The 17,235-nt window shown below is 68.8% G+C and carries 18 protein-coding genes and 1 pseudogene; 13 read left to right on the top strand and 6 right to left on the bottom strand.

The genetic code is table 11. From position 1 onward, the window contains the following. Positions 1-5: 5 nt before the first annotated feature. Positions 6-1,712, bottom strand: a complete 1,707-nt coding sequence (gene polX, locus AC6EKW_RS09275) for a DNA polymerase/3'-5' exonuclease PolX (protein WP_498514258.1) — start codon at positions 1,710-1,712, stop codon at positions 6-8. 81 nt (positions 1,713-1,793) lie between these two features. Between polX and AC6EKW_RS09270 the strand changes: the two genes are divergently transcribed. Then, the gene (locus AC6EKW_RS09270; protein WP_498514257.1) at positions 1,794-2,993 is read left to right on the top strand and encodes an MFS transporter; all 1,200 of its coding nucleotides are present in this window, start codon (positions 1,794-1,796) and stop codon (positions 2,991-2,993) included. Here AC6EKW_RS09270 and AC6EKW_RS09265 read toward each other — a convergent pair. Further along, positions 2,990-3,616 carry a DedA family protein gene (locus AC6EKW_RS09265; protein WP_498514256.1) on the bottom strand — a complete coding sequence of 209 codons (627 nt, stop codon included), beginning with the start codon at positions 3,614-3,616 and terminating at the stop codon, positions 2,990-2,992. The two genes, AC6EKW_RS09270 and AC6EKW_RS09265, sit on opposite strands and share 4 nt — an antisense overlap. 118 nt (positions 3,617-3,734) lie before the next feature. On the opposite strand from AC6EKW_RS09265, the gene AC6EKW_RS09260 reads away from it, so the two are divergent. From AC6EKW_RS09260 to lepB (AC6EKW_RS09245), 4 genes are read left to right on the top strand one after another with little or no spacing between them, the layout of a single operon-like run. Then, positions 3,735-4,358 (top strand): DedA family protein, encoded by a 624-nt coding sequence (locus AC6EKW_RS09260; protein ID WP_273887620.1) that lies wholly within the window; start codon positions 3,735-3,737, stop codon positions 4,356-4,358. Positions 4,359-4,413: 55 nt separating this feature from the next. Next, on the top strand, positions 4,414-5,853 hold the full coding sequence (locus AC6EKW_RS09255; RefSeq protein ID WP_273887619.1) for a cation-efflux pump: 1,440 nt from the start codon (positions 4,414-4,416) through the stop codon (positions 5,851-5,853). Between the two features lie 17 nt (positions 5,854-5,870). Then, a complete protein-coding gene (gene lepB, locus AC6EKW_RS09250) occupies positions 5,871-6,425 on the top strand; it encodes a signal peptidase I (protein ID WP_273887618.1) in 555 nt (184 codons plus the stop codon). Between the two features lie 53 nt (positions 6,426-6,478). Next, positions 6,479-7,057 (top strand): signal peptidase I, encoded by a 579-nt coding sequence (gene lepB, locus AC6EKW_RS09245; RefSeq protein ID WP_273887617.1) that lies wholly within the window; start codon positions 6,479-6,481, stop codon positions 7,055-7,057. Here the strand turns inward: lepB (AC6EKW_RS09245) and malQ are convergent. Further along, positions 7,054-8,523, bottom strand: coding sequence for a 4-alpha-glucanotransferase (malQ, locus tag AC6EKW_RS09240; RefSeq protein ID WP_273887616.1), 1,470 nt, complete (start codon positions 8,521-8,523; stop codon positions 7,054-7,056). The genes lepB (AC6EKW_RS09245) and malQ overlap by 4 nt on opposite strands. A gap of 128 nt (positions 8,524-8,651) precedes the next feature. Here malQ and AC6EKW_RS09235 point away from each other — a divergent pair, with 128 nt between their 5' ends. From AC6EKW_RS09235 to AC6EKW_RS09200, 8 genes are all read left to right on the top strand, one after another. Beyond that, a complete protein-coding gene (locus tag AC6EKW_RS09235; RefSeq protein WP_273887615.1) occupies positions 8,652-9,983 on the top strand; it encodes a hemolysin family protein in 1,332 nt (443 codons plus the stop codon). Between the two features lie 42 nt (positions 9,984-10,025). After that, positions 10,026-11,411 (top strand): metallophosphoesterase family protein, encoded by a 1,386-nt coding sequence (locus AC6EKW_RS09230; protein WP_498514255.1) that lies wholly within the window; start codon positions 10,026-10,028, stop codon positions 11,409-11,411. Positions 11,412-11,493: 82 nt separating this feature from the next. Then, on the top strand, positions 11,494-12,333 hold the full coding sequence (locus AC6EKW_RS09225; RefSeq protein ID WP_273887613.1) for an amidohydrolase family protein: 840 nt from the start codon (positions 11,494-11,496) through the stop codon (positions 12,331-12,333). Continuing rightward, positions 12,330-12,635: a hypothetical protein gene (locus tag AC6EKW_RS09220; protein ID WP_273887612.1), complete on the top strand. Its 306-nt coding sequence runs from the start codon at positions 12,330-12,332 to the stop codon at positions 12,633-12,635. Before AC6EKW_RS09225 ends, AC6EKW_RS09220 begins: the two co-directional genes overlap by 4 nt. A gap of 1 nt (position 12,636) precedes the next feature. Next, the gene (locus AC6EKW_RS09215) at positions 12,637-13,650 is read left to right on the top strand and encodes an asparaginase (RefSeq protein WP_273887611.1); all 1,014 of its coding nucleotides are present in this window, start codon (positions 12,637-12,639) and stop codon (positions 13,648-13,650) included. A 79-nt stretch (positions 13,651-13,729) separates the two neighbouring features. Next, complete coding sequence (locus AC6EKW_RS09210) at positions 13,730-13,924, top strand: hypothetical protein (protein ID WP_273887610.1); 195 nt, start codon at positions 13,730-13,732, stop codon at positions 13,922-13,924. A gap of 34 nt (positions 13,925-13,958) precedes the next feature. Beyond that, positions 13,959-14,543: a uracil-DNA glycosylase gene (locus tag AC6EKW_RS09205; protein WP_498514254.1), complete on the top strand. Its 585-nt coding sequence runs from the start codon at positions 13,959-13,961 to the stop codon at positions 14,541-14,543. Between the two features lie 79 nt (positions 14,544-14,622). Further along, a complete protein-coding gene (locus AC6EKW_RS09200; protein WP_273887607.1) occupies positions 14,623-14,883 on the top strand; it encodes a hypothetical protein in 261 nt (86 codons plus the stop codon). Positions 14,884-14,902: 19 nt separating this feature from the next. Here AC6EKW_RS09200 and AC6EKW_RS09195 read toward each other — a convergent pair whose 3' ends face one another. The 3 genes and pseudogenes from AC6EKW_RS09195 to AC6EKW_RS09185 all read right to left on the bottom strand — a co-directional run. Further along, positions 14,903-15,373, bottom strand: a complete 471-nt coding sequence (locus tag AC6EKW_RS09195; RefSeq protein ID WP_273842967.1) for an HAD family hydrolase — start codon at positions 15,371-15,373, stop codon at positions 14,903-14,905. After that, positions 15,370-16,806 carry a hypothetical protein gene (locus AC6EKW_RS09190; protein ID WP_273887606.1) on the bottom strand — a complete coding sequence of 479 codons (1,437 nt, stop codon included), beginning with the start codon at positions 16,804-16,806 and terminating at the stop codon, positions 15,370-15,372. The genes AC6EKW_RS09195 and AC6EKW_RS09190 overlap by 4 nt, the downstream gene beginning before the upstream one ends. Positions 16,807-16,809: 3 nt before the next feature. After that, positions 16,810-17,235: pseudogene (locus tag AC6EKW_RS09185) on the bottom strand (hypothetical protein); the annotation flags it as partial.

Below are 17,235 nucleotides of genomic sequence, written 5' to 3'. Positions count from 1 at the left end.
GCGGGTTACTTCCCGCGCTTCAGGTAGCGCTCGAACTCCGTCCAGGGCAGGCAGTTTACGACGCTCGCCTTCCCGACCCATGCCCGGCGGGCCTGCGAGACCCCGAAGCGCATGAACGAGAGCGCGCCCTCGTCGTGGGCGTCGGTGTCGATGCTTATCTTCGCCCCCGCCTCCACCGCCTCGCGCACGTACGGGACGGAGAGGTCGAGCCGGTCCACGTAGCAGTCGAGCTCGAGGGCGGTGCCTGTGGAGACCGCTTCCGCTATCAGGCGGCTCACGTCCACGGCGTACGGCTCCCTGCGGTTGAGGAGCCTGCCAGTCGGGTGCCCGAGCACCCGGACGTAGGGGTTGTTCATCGCCCGCACGATGCGGTCCGTCATCTCCCGCTCGGGCATGTTGAACGCCGTGTGCACGCTCGCCACCACCAGATCGAGCTCCGCGAGCAGCCCGTCTTCGTAGTCGAGCGTGCCGTCTTTGAGGATGTCGACCTCCGCGCCGCACAGGAGGTGTATCTCGTCGTATCTCGCGTCGGCGGCGCGCACGGCCTCTATTTTGCGGGCGAGCCTCTCGGGGGAGAGGCCGCTGGCCACCCTGAGGCTCTTCGAATGGTCGCAGAAGACGAGGTACTCGTGGCCGAGCTCGATGGCCGCCTCGGCCATGCTCTCTATCGTGCCCCTGCCGTCGGAGTAGTCGGTGTGGACGTGCAAATCGCCACGGATGTCGGAGAGCTCGATGAGTTCCGGCAGGCGGCCCTCTTCGGCCGCCTCGATCTCGCCGGTGTCCTCGCGCAGCTCGGGCGGGATGTAGGGCAGATCGAGCCTGCGGTAGAGTTCTTCTTCCGTCGCGACCGGCTCGTAGTGGCCGCTGCCGGCCTTCGCGATGCCGTACTCCGAGATGTTCAGCCCCATCCTGACCGCCCGCTCGCGCAGCGCGACGTTGTGGGCCTTGCTGCCGGTGAAGTGGTGCAGCAGAGAGCCGAAGGCCTCGGGTTCGACGATCCGGAGGTCCACCTCCGTACCCGCGCAACGGACCGAGACCTTCGTCGGGCCGTGGGCCAGCACCTCGTCCACGAACGGGGCCGCGGCGAAGGCGTCCGCCAGGTTCTCCTGGTCGGTGCTCGCTGCCACCAGGTCCAGGTCGCCTATCGTCTCCTTCTGACGCCTGAGAGATCCGGCGACCTCCGCCCGCTCGCACGCGGGGTGGGAGCGGATGAAATCGAGCATCCTCGCGGCGAGGGAGGTCGCCTCGTCGAGCAGCATGCGGCGTTCGGTGGAGCCGTAGGTGCGGGCGGCGCGCAGGATGCGCTCCTCGCTCTTCTTCCCGAAGCCCTTCAGGGACGCGATGGCTCCCTCTTTCAGGTTCGCCACGTCCGCCACGCTCTCCACGCCGAGCTCGCGCCAGAGCCTGCCCGCCGTACGCGGCCCGACGTTGGGCAGGTTGGTGACCTCGACCAGGCCGGCGGGAACTTCCTCGACGAGCTCCGAGAGGATCCCGGGGGTGCGGCCCTGCGCCAGCTCGCGGATGACCCCGGCCGTCGTCTCGCCGACGTGCGGCAGCTCCCTCGGATCCTCCACCTCGGCGACCGGATGGCCCAGCGAGGCGACCGATTCGGCCGCCCGCTGGTAGGCGAGCACCCGGTAGTGGTCGTCGCCCCGGATCTCCATCAGGGTCGCGATCGTCTGCAGGGTTCTGGCTATCTGCCGGTTGTCCACGTGCCTCCTCTCTTGCCGCGATTATACGTGAGGGCGCAGGCGCCGCGTGCATGTTCTCTCTCGGGGAGGTACGCTGGATGCATGCGTGAGGGCGGAAAGCTTGCACCGGGTACCCCCGGCTTCGGACGTGCCTCGCTCGCCCTGTTCTTCGCCGGTGTCGCGGTCTTCGCGATGCTCTACGGCGTGCAGCCGCTGCTACCGGCGCTCTCCGGTGAGTTCGGGCTCGGTCCTGCGGCGGCGAGCCTCGCGCTCTCGGCGACGACCGGGACGCTCGCCGTCTGCCTGGCCGTCTTCGGCGCGCTCTCGGACCGCTGGGGACGGGCGCCGGTGATGACGTTCTCGCTTCTCTCCTCCTCCCTCGTGATGCTGCTCGTCGCGTCTGCACCGGACTTCGCCCTGCTCGTCCTGCTGCGTGGGTTGCAGGGGGTGTGCCTCGCCGGGGTGCCGGCGGTCGCGGTGGCCTACCTCGGGGACGAGGTGAGCCGCGAGAGGTTGGGCTCCGCGGTCGGGCTCTACATCGCTGGCAACAGCGTCGGCGGGCTCGCCGGCCGCATCGCGTCGGGGCTTCTGGCGGAGGCTTTCTCGTGGAGGGTGGCGCTGGCCGTCCTCGGTGGGGTCTCCCTCGTCGCGGGTGCCGCTTTCTGGAGGCTCCTGCCGCCCGCGCGGAACTTCAGGCCCCGCAAGGTCGGGCTCGTGGGCGTGGGCCGGGCCCTGCTGTGGTGTCTGCGCGACGGTCGCCTCCTCCTGCTCTACGCGATCGGGGCGCTTGCGATGGGGGGCTTCGTCGCCGTGTACAACTACCTGGGCTACCGGCTGCAGGCCCCGCCGTACCGCCTCGGCCAGGCGCAGGCCTCGGGGGTCTTCCTCTTCTATTTGCTCGGCACGGCGAGCTCGGCCCTGATGGGCCGTCTCGCCGATGGTGCGGGACGGGGTAGGGCGCTGGCGGCGGGGCTCTCGCTCATGCTCTGCGGTCTCGCGGTCACCGTCTCGAGGAGTTTCGCCCTGATCCTCTTCGGGGTCGCCGTCTTCACCTTCGGGTTCTTCGGGACGCACTCGATCGCGAGCGGGTGGGTGAGCGGTATCGCCGGAAGGATGCGGGCGTACGCCGCCTCGCTCTACCTGCTCTTCTACTATCTGGGCTCGAGCGTCGGCGGGACGGCGGGCGGGTCGGCGTACGCGCGGGGCGGGTGGGGAGGGCTCGCCGGGATGGTGGGAGGATGCGCGCTTTGCGCTCTCGTCTGCGCCCTCGCGCTGAGGACGGGTCATGATGAGGCGGGCTAGGCTCCCCCTTCCTTCTTCTTTCGGTAGAGCGTGTAGGCGACCCCGGCGGCGAGGAGCAGGAGTGCTGCGGCGACCACGTAGAGGGTGTAGCGCTCGACGAGCGGCAGCACCCGGTCCAGGTGGTCGCCGAAGAAGTAGCCGACGCTACCCCACACCCCAACCCACAGCGCGGCCCCGGCCATGTTGTAGAGCAGGAAGCTGCGCCACCTCATCCCGGCCGCGCCCGCTATGATCCCGTTGAGCTGCCTCAGCCCCTCGACGAAGCGGGCCACCAGCACCACCTTGCCGCCGTGCCGGTCGAAGAAGCTCTCCGCCTTCTGCAGCCGCTTCTCGGTTATGAAGACGTAGCGGCCGTAGCGGAGCACCAGAGCGCGGCCCCCGAAGTGTCCTATCGCGAAGCCGATGTTGTCGCCGATGACGGCCCCGAGGAAGGCGGCGAGCAGGACCCACCAGACGAACAGGCGTCCGCTGAGCGCGGAGACGGCGGCACCGGCGATCATGAGCGTCTCGCCGGGGGATGGGACGCCAAAATCTTCGAGCATGACGCCGCCGAAGACCGCGAGGTAGCCGTACCGGTCGAGATAGGGCGCTATCGGCTGTATGACGTGTGGCAGGTGTTGCATCCTCGCTACTCCCTCTGGTCGTGGCGGCAAGGCACTTCGAACACATGATACGTCCTCGGTCACGCTCCGGATAACCCCACGGGTGGAAATCTCCGTGCCTCGATGGTAGCTTTCCTGCATGGTCGAAGCCATCCTGCAGCCCCTCGTTCAGTGGGTCACCGGAACGATAGGTGCCTACGGGCTGCTCGCGGTCTTCTCGCTGATGATCCTCGAGAGCATGGGAATACCCATCCCCTCCGAGGCGATCTCGCCGTTCGCCGGGTATCTGGTCTTCGCCGGCAAGATGAGCTTCTTCTGGGCGGTGACCGCCGGGGTGGCGGGCAACATGGTCGGCTCCTGGATCGCCTACGCCATCGGCGCGACCGGCGGCCGGGGGCTCTGGCTCCGCTACGGGCGCTTCGTCGGCGTCCGGGCGCACCACCTGGCCACCGCCGAGAAGTGGTTCGAGCGCTACGGGGAGATCGTCGTCTTCGTCGGGCGTATCCTGCCGGTGGTGCGAACGTTCATCTCCTTCCCGGCCGGGGCGGCGAAGATGAACCTCGTCCGGTTCTCCGCCTACACCCTGCTCGGGTGCATCCCGTGGGTCACCGCGCTCACCTACTTCGGGTACTTCCTCGGGCGCAACTGGGAGCGGGTCGGATCCTACCTGCACTACCTGGACTATCTGGTCGTCCTCGGCGTGGTCCTCGCGGTCGCTTACCTGCTCTGGCGGCGCTTCTCCGCCCGCACCCCGAAGGCCTGAGAAAGCCCCGCAAAAAGCGCGATTTTCACCCCTGGGAGAGTGTTAAACTCAGGCGATGGGCCGGCAGGAAGACAGAGAGCGGCTGGAGAAGGACCGGGCGACCTTCGTCTCGGTGGGGGCATCCTTCTTCCTCGCGTGCCTGAAGCTTGCGGTGGGGCTCCTCACCGGGAGCCTCGGGCTTCTGGCCGAGGCTGCGCACTCTGGGCTCGATTTCGTCTCCTCGCTCATAACCTTCGTCTCGGTACGCGTGGCCCGCAGACCGGCGGACGAGGAGCACCCCTACGGGCACGAGCGGTTCGAGAACCTCTCGGCCGTAATACAGGGGGTGCTGCTTCTGGTGACGGCGGCCTGGATCGCCTATGAGGCGGCGATCCGTCTCCTGCTCGAAGGTAGCCACGTACGGCCCACCCCGGCGGCGTTCGGGGTGATGCTTTTGGCGATCTTGACGGACCTCTGGCGCTCGCGGATCCTGCTCAGCGTGGCCCGGCGCTACCGCAGCCGGGCGCTCGAGGCCGACGCGCTGAATTTCCGGGCCGACCTCTTGAGCTCCTCCGCCGTCATCGTCGGGCTCGCGCTGGTCGCGCTCGGGAGGGCCACCGGGATCGGTATCCTGGCGAACGCCGACGCGCTGGCCGCGCTCGCCGTCGCCGGGATAATCCTCTACAAGGCCACGGAGCTGCTCTTCAGCTCGGTCAACGTGCTGCTCGATCGGGCGCCGAAGGAGATGGAGGAGAGGGTGCGCAGCGCCGCCTCCTCCGTCCCCGGCGTCATCGACACCCCCTCCGTGCGCCTGCGGGAGTCCGGGAGCCGGGCTTTCGCCGACGTCGTGATAACCGTGCCGCGGACGATCAGCGCCCCGGAGGCGCACGAGATCTCCGAGCGGGTCGAGGAGGCGGTGCGCGGCGTCGACCCGCGGGTGGAGAGCGTGGTGCACACCGAACCGGTCGTCACCGACACCGAGACGCTCGCCGAGGCTATCCATGCGACGGCGCTCGAGATGGGCCTGAGGACCCACCACGAGCGGGTGCAGCGCTCCGGGGAACATCTGGAGGCTTCGCTGCACCTGGAGGTCTCTCCGGAACTCACCCTCGGGGAGGCCCACGCGCTCGCCAACCGGCTCGGCCGGGCGGTGCGCGGGCGGTACCCGCAGCTGAGCCGGGTCAACACCCACATCGAGGTCGCCGAACCGGAGCCCGCGGGGGAGGCGAAGGAGATCACCTCCGAGCTGCCCCACCTTGCATCGGAGATAAAGCGGGTGGCGGAAGGGGTGGGGAGGGGAGCGGGCTGCCACGAGGTGCGGCTGTACCGCTCGGAGGACGGTGTGGACGCCGTGCTCCACTGCGATTTCCCCGGTTCGGAGAACGTGGGGGAGGTGCACGCTCTGACCGAGCGTATGGAGCAGGCGATACGGGGGCGGTTCCCGGATCTCGAGCACGTCGTCATCCACGCCGAGCCCCGAGACGATCCTCCGACCGGTCGGGATCCCCGGGAGTGATGGTATCCTGAGCCTCCGTGGCGGCGAGAGACCCCTACCGGCGCTTCGAGACCTCGTCCGGACGGAGGATCGGGGTGCCGGGCTTCTCGCTCGTCCTCACCGCAGTTCTGGCCGCTCTCTTCTGGATTCTCGGACCGTTCGTCGTCGGGGTCTACTGGATCCCGACGGGGAGCATGATCCCGACGCTGCGGCCCGGCGACGAGGTTCTGGCGAACGAGTTCGTCTACCGCTTCGAGCCGCCGAAGCGGGGGCAGATCGTGATCTTCCGGAACCCCGAAGACCCGGGCGGCGCCCCCCTGATCAAACGCATCGTCGGGCTGCCGGGGGACACCATCCAGATAAAACACGGCGTGCTCTACGTGGATGGCGCTCCCCGGAGGGAGCCCTACGTGAAGGGGGGTGAGCCCGCACCCTTCGGCCCCGTCACCGTGCCTCCGGGGAAGGTCTTCGTCCTGGGGGACAACCGCACCGACTCCGAGGACTCCCGCTACTTCGGGGCGGTCCCGGAGAGGGCTCTGGAGGGTGAGGTCTTCCTCGTCTTCTGGCCACCAGGGCGCTTCGGGTGGCTGTGAGCCCGTGTGGTGCGTGCACGATCGGGGTTGCTGCGGTACGATTGACGGGTTGCATGAGCGATAATCTCTCACACCAGGGCAAGCGGCCGGAGCGCCGCGGCAGGTTCGGCGGGCCGGTCGGCGAGTTTGTCATCACCCTCGTCGTCGCCTTCGTTCTGGTCTTCGGGGTGGTCAGGCCGTTCATCGTCGAGGCGTACCGCATCCCATCCGCGAGCATGGAGCCGACGTTGATGGTCGGCGACAGGGTGCTGGCGAACAAGTTCATCTACCGCTTCGAGCCGCCGAAGCGGGGGCAGATCGTGATCTTCAAGGATCCGAACGGGAGCGGCGAGGATCTCATAAAGCGCGTCGTCGGCGTCGCCGGGGATACGATCCAGATAAAACACGGCGTGCTCTACGTGGACGGGGTCGCGCAGAAAGAGCCCTACATCCACAAGAACCCCTGCGTCCCGGGGAGACCCAGAACCTGCTCCTTCGGGCCGGTAAAGGTGCCGCCCGGCCACTTCTTCGCGATGGGGGACAACCGGGCGAACTCCTTCGACTCCCGCTTCTTCGGGGCGGTCCCCGACAGCGACTTGCAGGGCGAGGCCTTCCTCATCTTCTGGCCCCCGGGCCAGCTGCGCTGGCTCTAGCGGCCGTAGGTTGCGGCCAGATCGCGCAGCCTCTCGGCGAGCTCCTCCGACAGCGCCTCCCGGGACATCCGCCACCGCCAGTTCCCTTCGGGATTCCCCGGGTCGTTCATCCGGGCCTCGGACCCGAGCGAGAGGAGATCCTGCATCGGGACGATCGCGCGGTCTGCCGGAGAGGCGTAGGCCAGGCGCACGAAGTCCCACACCGAGACGAACTCCCGCCCCAGGTAACGGCGGACGAAGGAGCGCTCGGCGGGGGAGGCATCGTGCCACCAGCCGGCCGTGGTGTCGTTGTCGTGGGTCCCGGTGTAGACGACCCAGTTCCCGGTGTGGTTGTGCGGGAGGTGGGGGTTGGCGGCGTCGGAGGAGAAGGCGAACTGCAGGACCTTCATGCCCGGGAACCCCAGCCCGGCGCGCAGCTCCTCGACCTCTGGTGTGATCTCGCCGAGGTCCTCCGCGATCACGGGGAGCTCCCCGAGCTCCTCCTCGAGCCTCCGGAAGAGCTTCCTCCCCGGGCCGGGCGCCCAGCGGCCGTTCTTCGCCGTCTTCTCGCCCGGCGGGACCTCCCAGCCGGCCTCGAACCCACGGAAGTGGTCTACGCGCACCGCGTCGTAGAGGGTGAGGGCGCGCTTCATGCGCAAAACCCACCACCGGTAGCCTTCCCGCTCCATCCTTTCCCAGTCGTAGAGCGGGTTGCCCCACAGCTGGCCCGTCTCCGAGAAGTAATCCGGAGGAACCCCGGCGATAGCGGCGGGCTCCCCTCGATCGTCCAGCCGGAAGAGGCGGCGGTCGGCCCAGACGTCGGCCGAGTCGCGGGAGACGAAGATGGGGAGGTCCCCGATGATCTGGACACCCGCCGCGTTCGCCGCCGATTTGACCCGGTCCCAATCCCTCTGGAAGCGGTGCTGGACGAACTGGTGGTAACGGATCTCTTCTGCGAGCTCCCTGCGCACCCGCTTCAGCGCCTCCGGTCTTCGGTCGCGCAGGGCGGGTTCCCAGCGCGTCCATGGTCTGCCGCCGTGGGCTTCTCTCAGGGCCTCGTAGAGCGCGTGATCCTCGAGCCAGCAGGCGTTCTCCTCCCGAAAGCGCAGGAAGTTGTCATCCGGGCGCCAGCGGGTGAAGGCACGGTACAGGAGCTTTCTGCGAGAAGAGATCAGACGCGGGTAGTCGACCGGGGCGTCTTCCGGCGTCGGCTCCGGCCCCTCCTCCAGCAGGCCTTCTTCCACCAGCCGCCCCGTGCTCACGAGCAGGGGGTTGCCGGCGAAGGCAGAGGACGAGGAGTAGGGCGACCCGTCGGGTCCGGTCGGGACGAGCGGGAGGACCTGCCAGAGGCGCTGGTCGGCCCTGCGCAGAAACCGCACGAAGCGCAGCGCCTCCTCCCCCAGCTCCCCGATGCCGGCGTTCCCCGGGAGCGAGGTCGGGTGGAGCAGGATGCCCGCCGCCCTTCTCGAAGAAGATTCGTGTGTCACGCGATGATTCTAGCCGCTCCCGGGGGCGGTGCGCCGCCCGCCTTCCACGGTATAATCACGAAAGAGACGAAGATGTGTGAGCTTTTCAGGGATAATACGGCAGGCCCGAGGTTCAGGGGCCGCTAGAGATGCACGAAGACCCTCTCTTATCCTGGCTCGGCGTACTCGCCGCCATCGTCCTGATCGCCTTCAACGGCTTCTTCGTCATGGCCGAGTTCGCGCTGGTACGGGTACGGGAGAGCCGCATCGCGCAGCTCGAGAAAGAAGGCAGCGCGCGGGCGGCGAGCGTGCACGGCGCGCTCAAGAACCTCGACACCTACCTCTCGGCGGTGCAGGTCGGGATCACGATGGCCTCTCTCGCTCTCGGCTGGATCGGCGAGCCGGCCGTCTCCGCCGTCATCCGCCCCGCGCTCGCGGCGGTCGGGGTGAGCGACGGTGGCCTCATCCGGGTCGTCTCGGTGGTGATCGGCTTCTCGATAATAACCTTCTTCCAGCTCGTCTTCGCCGAGCAGGCCCCCAAGTACTTCTCCATAGAGCGGGCCGAGGGTGCGGCGCTCTGGATCAGCCGTCCGCTGCACCTGTTCGTCGTGATCCTGCGGCCGATGAGCTGGCTGGTCAACGCCGCGACCAACCTGGTCCTGAGGCCGTGGGGCATCCGGCTCGGGGAGGGTTCGGAGGTGCCATCGGAGGAGGAGATTCGCTTCCTCATAGCCTCCTCGGCGCGATCGGGGTACATCGAGCCCGAGGAGGGTGATTACCTGGAGAACGTCTTCGATTTCGGGGACATGGTCGTGCGCGAGATCATGGTGCCTCGACCGGACATCGTCGCCCTGCCCGGCGACCTGCCGCTGGAGGAGCTCGTGGAGCGCGCCGTCTTCGGGCGCTACACCCGCTACCCGGTCTACCAGGGGGACCTCGACCACATCCTCGGGGTCGTGCACATAAAGGACATCTTCCGGGCGGCACGGGAGAACCCGGAGGATTTCAGGCTCGAGCCCCTGATCCGGGAGTGTCTCATCGTCCCCGAGAACAAACGCATAGAGGAGATGCTCCGGGAGTTTCAGCGGCGCAAGCTGCAGATGGCGATAGTCGTCGACGAATGGGGTTCGGTCGAGGGGCTCGTGACCATTGAGGACATAATCGAGGAGATCGTCGGCGAGATCCGGGACGAGTTCGACGCGGGGGAGGCGACCGTCGAGGAGCTCGGACGCGGGGTGTTCGCGGTCGACGGGCGCATCCCGATAAGCGAGGTGAACGAGCGCTTCGGGCTCGAGATCCCCCGCGAGGACTTCGAGACCATCGGCGGCTACGTCCTCGGGGCGCTGGGGCGTCCGCCTCGGCCGGGGGACACGGTCGAGGTGGAGGGGGCGACGCTCAGGGTCAAGAGCGTCGACGGGCCGCGGGTGGCGATGCTCACCCTCTACACGCAGGAAGAGGCCGTGCGAAGAGGCGGCCAGTAAACGAGGTATGCAGGAGGCGCTCCCCGCCTCTAGAATGCTCCCATGCTGGCCGTGATCTCCGACAGCCACTTCGAGGAGGAGCGTTCGGATCGCATAGAGGGGGAGGGCGGCTCCTCGCTCGGTTTCTCCCGCAACGCTCCGTCTCGCGCCTTCTGGCGTTTCGTCGCCACGCTGGCCTCTGAGGCGGAACGCCGGCGGGCGGAGCGGGTGGACCTGGTGCTCGCCGGGGACCTCTTCGACTTCAACCGTACCGACCTCTGGTTCTCGGGTGAGGAGAGACCGTACCATTTCGGGGAGGACGGTTCCGGCTCCGCCGTGGAATCGAAGGCGCTCGAGATACTCTCCGCGATCGCCGCTGAACCGGAGGTCGCCGGGAGCCTCGAGGCCCTGCGGGCCTTCGCCTCCGGGCGCTACGTGGAGGATGGGGAGGAGAGAGAGTTCCCCGTGCCCACCGCGCTGCACTACATCACCGGCAACCACGACCGGCTCGCGGGTGCCACCCCGCGCCTGCGGCGGGAGATCCGGCGCCTCGTCGGGCTCGGCGGGAAGGACGAGCCCTTCCCGAACCAGATCCTCTTCGAGGACCCGAGGGTGCTGGTGCGCCACGGCCACGAGTACGACCGCTACAATTTTGCGCTGGACTGCGGGGGGATGGACGAGCTCCCGGTCGAGCTCCCGGCCGCGTACTACGCCCGACCGAACCTGGGGGACTTCATCACCACCGAGGTCGCCGTCGGTTTCCCGCGCGTCTTCCGCGAGGTCTACGGGGACGAGGAGATCCTCGCGGACGAGACGCTCGCGGCGGTCTACCTGCGCCTGCTCGAGTTCGACGACCTGCGTCCGCAGTCGGCGCTGCTCAACTTCCTGCTCAACGTCGGCGGATCCCGCCTGCCGGAGGAGGAGATCTGGGGGCTTCTGGAGCCCGTGGCGGGGAGGATACTCGATTCCATCCGGGAGAGCCCGTTTTTGCTGGAGGAGATGGAGCGTCTGGAGAGGAAGGGCCGCCCGGACGTCCTCGACGCGGTCAGGGCTTTCCTCGGGCTGCGCGGCTGGCGTTTCGGGATCCCCCTCGGGGCCGCCCGACTCTACACCCGCCACGCCGTACGCGAGGAGACCGGCACCGGCCCGGTCCCGTTCGCAGCCCGCGAGCGCGCGCTGCGCGACGGAGCGGTGCGCTTCGTCGTCGCCGGTCACACCCACGATCCCAGGCTCGCGCTGCTCGCCTCCGACGCGGAAGATGAGCGCTACTTCGTGGACACCGGCACCTGGCGCAGCCGCATCCCCTCCACCCCGGACCTGAGGGAGTTCGGCCACCTGAGGACCCTCACCTACGTGATGGTGTACGGCGCAAAGGAGGGGGGAGGCTCTCCCGACGGGACCGAGTCCTTCGATTACTGGAGCGGGTTCTCGCACCGCTCCGGCGGATGAACGCGGTTTTCGATCGCACCGCGGCGACGTCTTACTCTGCTAACATTCGCCCTGGATCTAGAGAGGAGGACGGAGGCCAGTAATGGATGCCTCAGAGGGAGAGGCCCGCACCACCAGCGTCGAGGCGCTCACGAGCGGGGCGATGGCCCCGGTGTGGGAGCGCGTCAGGAGAAGCATCCCGCCGGGTACCGAGATCTTCGACTGCCACTCGCACATAGGCACCGACGTGGACGGCCACGCGATGAGCACCGAGGGGCTCATCGCGCAGATGCGGGCCGCCGGCGTCTCGCGCAACATCGTCTTCCCGCTCAACGACCCCGACGCCCGCGACGACTACTCGGGACCGAACGACGTAATCTGGCGGGCCTTCGAGGAGCACCCGGATCTCTTCGTCCCCTTCTTCCGGCTCAACCCCCACCTCGACTACGACGCCGAGTTCGAGCGCTGCGTCGGGCGGGGCTTCAGGGGCCTCAAGCTGCATCCGGTGAGCCAGCGGTTCGAGCTCGACGACGAGCGGGTCGTCAGGCTGCTCGGGATGGCCGCCGAGGCCGACATCCCGGTCCTCATCCACACCGGCTTCGGGATGGGCAGGATCGTCGAGCCGCTGCTGCCGACGCTGGAGGCCCACCCGGAGCTGCGCCTGATCCTGGGCCACTCCGCCATGGTCGAGGTGCTCACCGCCTCCCGCGCCTTCGCCGATAATCCGAACGTCCTCTTCGACACCTCGGTCGTGAGGGCGAAAGACCTCTACGTGCTGCTCTGCTCGGTGGATCCGGCCCGCGTCTGCTACGGATCGGACATCCCCTACGGGGACTTCCCCTCGACCCTGCACGCCACCCTCGCCTCCTGCCGGGCGGCGGGTCTGAGCGAGGAGGAGGTCTCCGGCATCCTCTCCGGGAACATCCGGCGGTGGTTCGGATGAGCGGGGGGACGACCGGGGTGAGGGTCGCGCACCTGCTGCGGGTCGGAGGTTACCTGGAGGGGGCGATCGCGGCGCTCTGGATGCCGAACCGCCGCACCGAGTCGCTGCTCGCGATGGCCCGCGCCAGCCTGAACGAAAAGAGCCCCGGCGGGAAGGACGAGCCCTTCCTGGAGGAGGTGCGCGCGCTCTTCGAGGAGGCGGTCTCTTACCGGAAGAAGGAGGATTTCGCGGCGGCGATGGCCCGCCTGCGGGTGGCGCAGGACATGATCTCGCTGCGCATCATCGAGCTCTGTGGGGAGTAAGATGCGGGAGGACGTCCCGCTCGCGACCGTGACCCGAGGGCCTCTCGTCGAGAGCGTCCACCGCGGCAGGTTCGTCTTCTGCGATCCCTCGGGGGAGGTTCTCGAGGCGGTGGGGGATCCGGAAGTCCCCGTCTACCCCCGCTCCTCGGCCAAGCCCTTCCAGGCCCTGCCCCTCCTCGTCTCCGGCGCGGCGGACCGCTTCGGGCTCGGGGAGGAGGAGATCGCCGTCGTCTGCTCCTCGCACAGCGGGGAGGAGGCGCACGTGGAGGCCGTCCGTTCGGTCCTGCGCAAGGCCGGTCTCGGGGAGGAAGACCTCGGCAACGGGGCGCATCCTCCGCTCTACGGGCCCGCCGCCGAGGCGCTCGCCCGGAGCAGGGAGAGGCCGCGTCCCGTGCACGGCAACTGCTCGGGCAAGCACGCCGGGATGCTCGCGCTCTGCGTGCACCGGGGGTGGGATGTCGCAGGCTACAAGGAGCTCGAACACCCGGTGCAGCGCGGGGTGAGGGCCGTGCTCGCGCGGGTCTGCGGGGTCCCGGAGGGGGATCTTTCGCCCGCCCGCGACAACTGCGGGGTGCAGACCTTCGCGCTCCCTCTGCGGGCGCTCGCCACAGGCTTCGCCCGTCTCGCCACCGGCGAGGGACTCTGCGGCGGGATTGCGGAGGCGGCGCGGCGGGTCCGGGAGGCGATGATGCACAATCCCTACCTCGTCGCCGGGACCGGGCGCTTCGACACCGACCTCATGCGGGGGGCTCCGCTCGTCGCCAAGAGCGGGGCCGAGGGCGTCTTCGCCTGTGGGAGCCCCGAAGGAGGTTGGGGCTTCGCTCTGAAGGTCTCCGACGGTGCGAAGAGGGCCGTGGGACCGGCTGCCGCCGGGGCGCTCGCCCGTCGCGGGGTGGGGGTGCCGCCCGGCCTGCTCTCCGCGCCGGTGCACGACCTGCACGGCGGGGTGGTGGGGGAGGTGCGGCCCGCCTTCGGGGATCGAGGGTCCGGTTTCGGGCGATCGGGAGCGTGGTAGAGTCAGGGGTGGAAGACCAGGCGGAGGGTCTCGCCTTCTCTCCGCCCGCTGTCTTGATCGGGAGACGGAAGGGGAGAAGATGGCAGAAGCCAGGTTCGTTTGTCTGATCTGTCGGCACGTTTTCCCGGAGAGCAGAGCGCGCCTCAGCCCGGTCGAGCCGGAGGAGGATCACCTCGCCTGTCCCAGGTGTGGATCGAGCCAGATAGAGCCCTACCCCTTCGACCCGGACGTGCCGGTGCAGGACCTGCTGGAGCCCGACGAGGAGGGGACGTAAGGGAAAGCCTGCTCCGCAGGGAGCGGCGGGAAGCATGGGATCCACCGGGGAGCTCAAGAGGCTCGAAGGGAGGACCGTCGAGCGCCTCGGGGAGGGTGCGGTCTTCGGGGAGGGGCCGGTGGGGGCGCATCTGGCGATCGTCGGGGAGGCGCCGGGCAGGGAAGAGGCCGAGCGCGGGAGGCCGTTCGTGGGAAGGGCGGGGAGGCTCCTCGACGAGCTGCTCGAGGAAGCCGGGATCGACCGGTCCGGGGTCTACGTGACCAACGTAGTCAAGGTGCGGCCGACGAAGGAGCGGGGCGGGCGTCTCTCCAACCGGCCGCCGCGCGCCGCCGAGATCCGGGAAGGGCTCGAGATACTCGAAGAGGAGCTCGGGATCGTCGGTCCGCGGGTCCTCGTCCTCCTGGGGGGCGTGCCGGCGAAGGCGCTCCTCGGGGGCTCGTTCACCCTGAGCCGCGGCCGGGGCCGCTTCTTCGACTCGAACCTCGGCCTCCCGGCGATCGCCACTTACCATCCGGCGTATCTGCTGAGGCTGCGGGGGAGGGGGGACTACGAGGGACTCAGGGAGCAGGTGGTCTCTGATCTTGCCGCCGCGCGGCGGCGGGCGGACGGTTCGTGCTGAGTTTGTTTTGCCGGGAGGAGGTTCGGGGTAGGCAGAGAGAGAGGGAGGAGAGCTGCACGAGCGAGATGGAGGTGAGACCGTGGAGGAGCAGCAGGTCGAAGCCGAGGGTATGCTGGAGAGGGTGGAGGATGCCGAGTTCAGGCACACCTACGGTACCGAGTGGGCGCTCCTCGACGAGGACGAGGAGGACGTGGCCTACGCCCTGAGGAGCGACACCGAAGACCTCGGAGCGTACGCTGGGCAGCACGTGAGGGTCTCGGGGTTTCTGGTCGAGGGCTATCCGGTGGAGGCGGGGGAGCCGGGGTACATAACCGTCCTGGAGATAGAGGAAGCCTACTGAGGTCACCCGGCTCTTATCCCTAGGGGCGCCAGGTGGCGACGAGCCTCCCGGGGAGGAGCAGGAGGTCGAGCGCGCAGCGGATGTCCGGGGCGATGACGTCCGCTCCGAGGAGGGCGCCGCGCGCGGCGCCCTCCCCGCCCAGGACCGCGATCCCGAGACCGGCCGCCTCGAGCATGGCGGCGTCGTTCGCGCCGTTGCCGACGGCGATGGTCCTCTCCGCGCCCAGCCTGCGCACCGCCGCGGCCTTTCTCTCGCCCTGTACCCCCTCGCCGAGAACCTCCAGGTGCAGCGGGAGCCCGGCGAGGGCGCGGGAGGCGCTCCCGAAGGTGTCGGCGGTGATGACCAGCAGCTCCAGCTTTCGGGAGAGCTTCCTCAGCCGGGTGGCGACGCCCGGGAGCAGTGCTCCGTCCAGGGCGAGCGTTCCGTTGAAATCCAGCACCAGGTGCTCCCAGGTGAGGGGGCCGCGTCCCGGTATCGTGACCTCCATCATGGCTTCACCTCCCCAGTGATCCCCGAACAGGCCGCCACGGCCCGGAGCCAGGCGTCTTGCTCGGGCCCCTTTCTCTCGTACCGTGCGTTCCAGCTCTGCCTGCGCTGGTACTCGCGTAGTTCCCACTGCAGGATCAGCATCCTGCTCCTCGCCGTGCCCGACAGCACTTCTTTTGCCGCACCATCTTCGCAGAGCGAGAGCGTCGGTGGAAGGTGTCTCAGGCAGAGCCCGTTCGACTCCTCGTAGGTGCGGCGGGTCTCCGGGTCGGAGAGGGCGCGCCAGAGGAGGTCCGCTTTCGACCTCCCGGCCGTCTTCGCGCTGCGGCACGCCGGACACGGCGAGCGCTGCAGCACCGGACCGCGCAGCCTCTGCAGAACCTTCTTGCGCGGCTCGAACGACCGTACGAGCGCCTGACGGAGCGCCGGGAGTGCCGCGGACTCGCGCCGCAGGCTCCCGAAAAGGGTGGGCAGGCGTGCCAGACGGGGGAGGAAACCTTCCGGGGGCCTCTCCTCCCGCAGGGCATCCCCCAGCGCGCCGAGCTTCTCCTGCCAGCGGGAGGCGAGCTCCGTGAGAAGCCTACCGGAAGCCTCCGAGAGTTCTCCGAAGGCCCGTCCGTGCTCCCCGCAGAGCCCGAGGGCTTCTTCCCAGCGGTGGTGGGGGTGCTCCGCGACCTCCCGTGAGAGCCAGCTCAGGTAGCGTCCCAGCCCTTCCTCCTCCGCCCGGCATACGGGGCAGCCGGGGCGGGAGAGGTCGAACCTGAGCTCCGCCACGGCCGGAGACCAGCCCCTTCCAGGTGTGCCGCTGGTAGCGGGTGTGGCTTCGGGAGGGGGGCTCTCCCCGGGATGTGGTGATCCCCAAAGCGGGGTGGAGAGGGAGTCCGTGCGCATCCCCTCCTGGATCTCGTCGAGCATCACCCCGACCACGAAGGCGAGCTCGTCCCAGGAGAGGGCCGGCGCGAGCCACAGCAGGTGAGGAAGGCAGAGGGGCCGGCTGCGGCGGAGGGCGCCGCGCACCTCACCGTCTCGCAGGGAGGATACGAGCGAGCGCAGGAGGTTCTCCCGACCCCGTCTTGCGGCGGTGCACGCCGGACACGGGGCCTCCAAAGAGAAGGCACCTCCCTCTCCGCGCAGGTCTTCCGCCGCCGCGGAGATCAGAGGCAGGTAGATGCTCGCGACCGTCTGAGGTACGGCCTGCTGGATCAGGAAGGAGGTGTGAGCGGGGCAGAACCCGCCCGATCGCCGCAGTCGCTCCACGTTCTCCGGCTGGGAATAGCCCTCGTGCAGGTACCAGAAGAAGAACCGCCCGACCGACTCGCCCTCCCGCCGGCAGAAGATGCACTCCCCGGAGGAGAGCGAGCCGAGGACGTCGGCCCGGGCGACCCTGAGGGAGCTGGTTTCCTCCGGACCCGGAGCGTGTCGCAGCCTGCGGATCACGGTCTACCCGGCCGAGGCGTAGACGAGCACGAGCATGAGGACCACGAAGACGTACAGGAGGTACGCCGAGAGGTTGCCCGACTGGATCCTCTTCATCCTCCGCGTCACCCCGAGGAGGACGCCGGATGCCCACTCGTAGAAGCTACCTTCGAGCCAGAAGAGCGTGCGCGAGCGGTACAGACGCCCCACGACCTCCTCCTTCGGCCGGTAGAAGTCCGAGAAGACCGTGCGCAGCGCGTTGGAAAAGCCCCTCGGCGTGTAACCCACGCCCCCAGTAGAGGCCTCCCCGGAGGTCCATACCCTCCCCAAGACCATCTCCCCGCCGCCGAAGATCCTCACGGCCCCCCACACCATCACCACCAGCGCCGGCAGCGCGAGCGCAAGCAGCGTGGGCGAGAGCGCAGAGAAGTTTTCGTAGGCGGGCTGCAA

The sequence above is a fragment of the Rubrobacter sp. M3-4 genome, from assembly GCF_059772285.1.
The sequence above is the reverse complement of the archived record's forward strand: the minus strand, read 5'-3'. Positions and strand labels throughout refer to the sequence as shown.

Excerpts from the sequence above, each read along its gene's own strand:
- AC6EKW_RS09270 (WP_498514257.1), top strand. The coding sequence starts at position 1,794 with ATGCGTGAGGGCGGAAAGCTTGCACCGGGTACCCCCGGCTTCGGACGT.
- AC6EKW_RS09265 (WP_498514256.1), bottom strand. The coding sequence starts at position 3,616 with ATGCAACACCTGCCACACGTCATACAGCCGATAGCGCCCTATCTCGAC.
- AC6EKW_RS09260 (WP_273887620.1), top strand. The coding sequence starts at position 3,735 with ATGGTCGAAGCCATCCTGCAGCCCCTCGTTCAGTGGGTCACCGGAACG.
- AC6EKW_RS09255 (WP_273887619.1), top strand. The coding sequence starts at position 4,414 with ATGGGCCGGCAGGAAGACAGAGAGCGGCTGGAGAAGGACCGGGCGACC.
- lepB (WP_273887617.1), top strand. The coding sequence starts at position 6,479 with ATGAGCGATAATCTCTCACACCAGGGCAAGCGGCCGGAGCGCCGCGGC.
- AC6EKW_RS09235 (WP_273887615.1), top strand. The coding sequence starts at position 8,652 with ATGCACGAAGACCCTCTCTTATCCTGGCTCGGCGTACTCGCCGCCATC.
- AC6EKW_RS09230 (WP_498514255.1), top strand. The coding sequence starts at position 10,026 with ATGCTGGCCGTGATCTCCGACAGCCACTTCGAGGAGGAGCGTTCGGAT.
- AC6EKW_RS09225 (WP_273887613.1), top strand. The coding sequence starts at position 11,494 with ATGGATGCCTCAGAGGGAGAGGCCCGCACCACCAGCGTCGAGGCGCTC.
- AC6EKW_RS09220 (WP_273887612.1), top strand. The coding sequence starts at position 12,330 with ATGAGCGGGGGGACGACCGGGGTGAGGGTCGCGCACCTGCTGCGGGTC.
- AC6EKW_RS09215 (WP_273887611.1), top strand. The coding sequence starts at position 12,637 with ATGCGGGAGGACGTCCCGCTCGCGACCGTGACCCGAGGGCCTCTCGTC.
- AC6EKW_RS09210 (WP_273887610.1), top strand. The coding sequence starts at position 13,730 with ATGGCAGAAGCCAGGTTCGTTTGTCTGATCTGTCGGCACGTTTTCCCG.
- AC6EKW_RS09205 (WP_498514254.1), top strand. The coding sequence starts at position 13,959 with ATGGGATCCACCGGGGAGCTCAAGAGGCTCGAAGGGAGGACCGTCGAG.
- AC6EKW_RS09195 (WP_273842967.1), bottom strand. The coding sequence starts at position 15,373 with ATGATGGAGGTCACGATACCGGGACGCGGCCCCCTCACCTGGGAGCAC.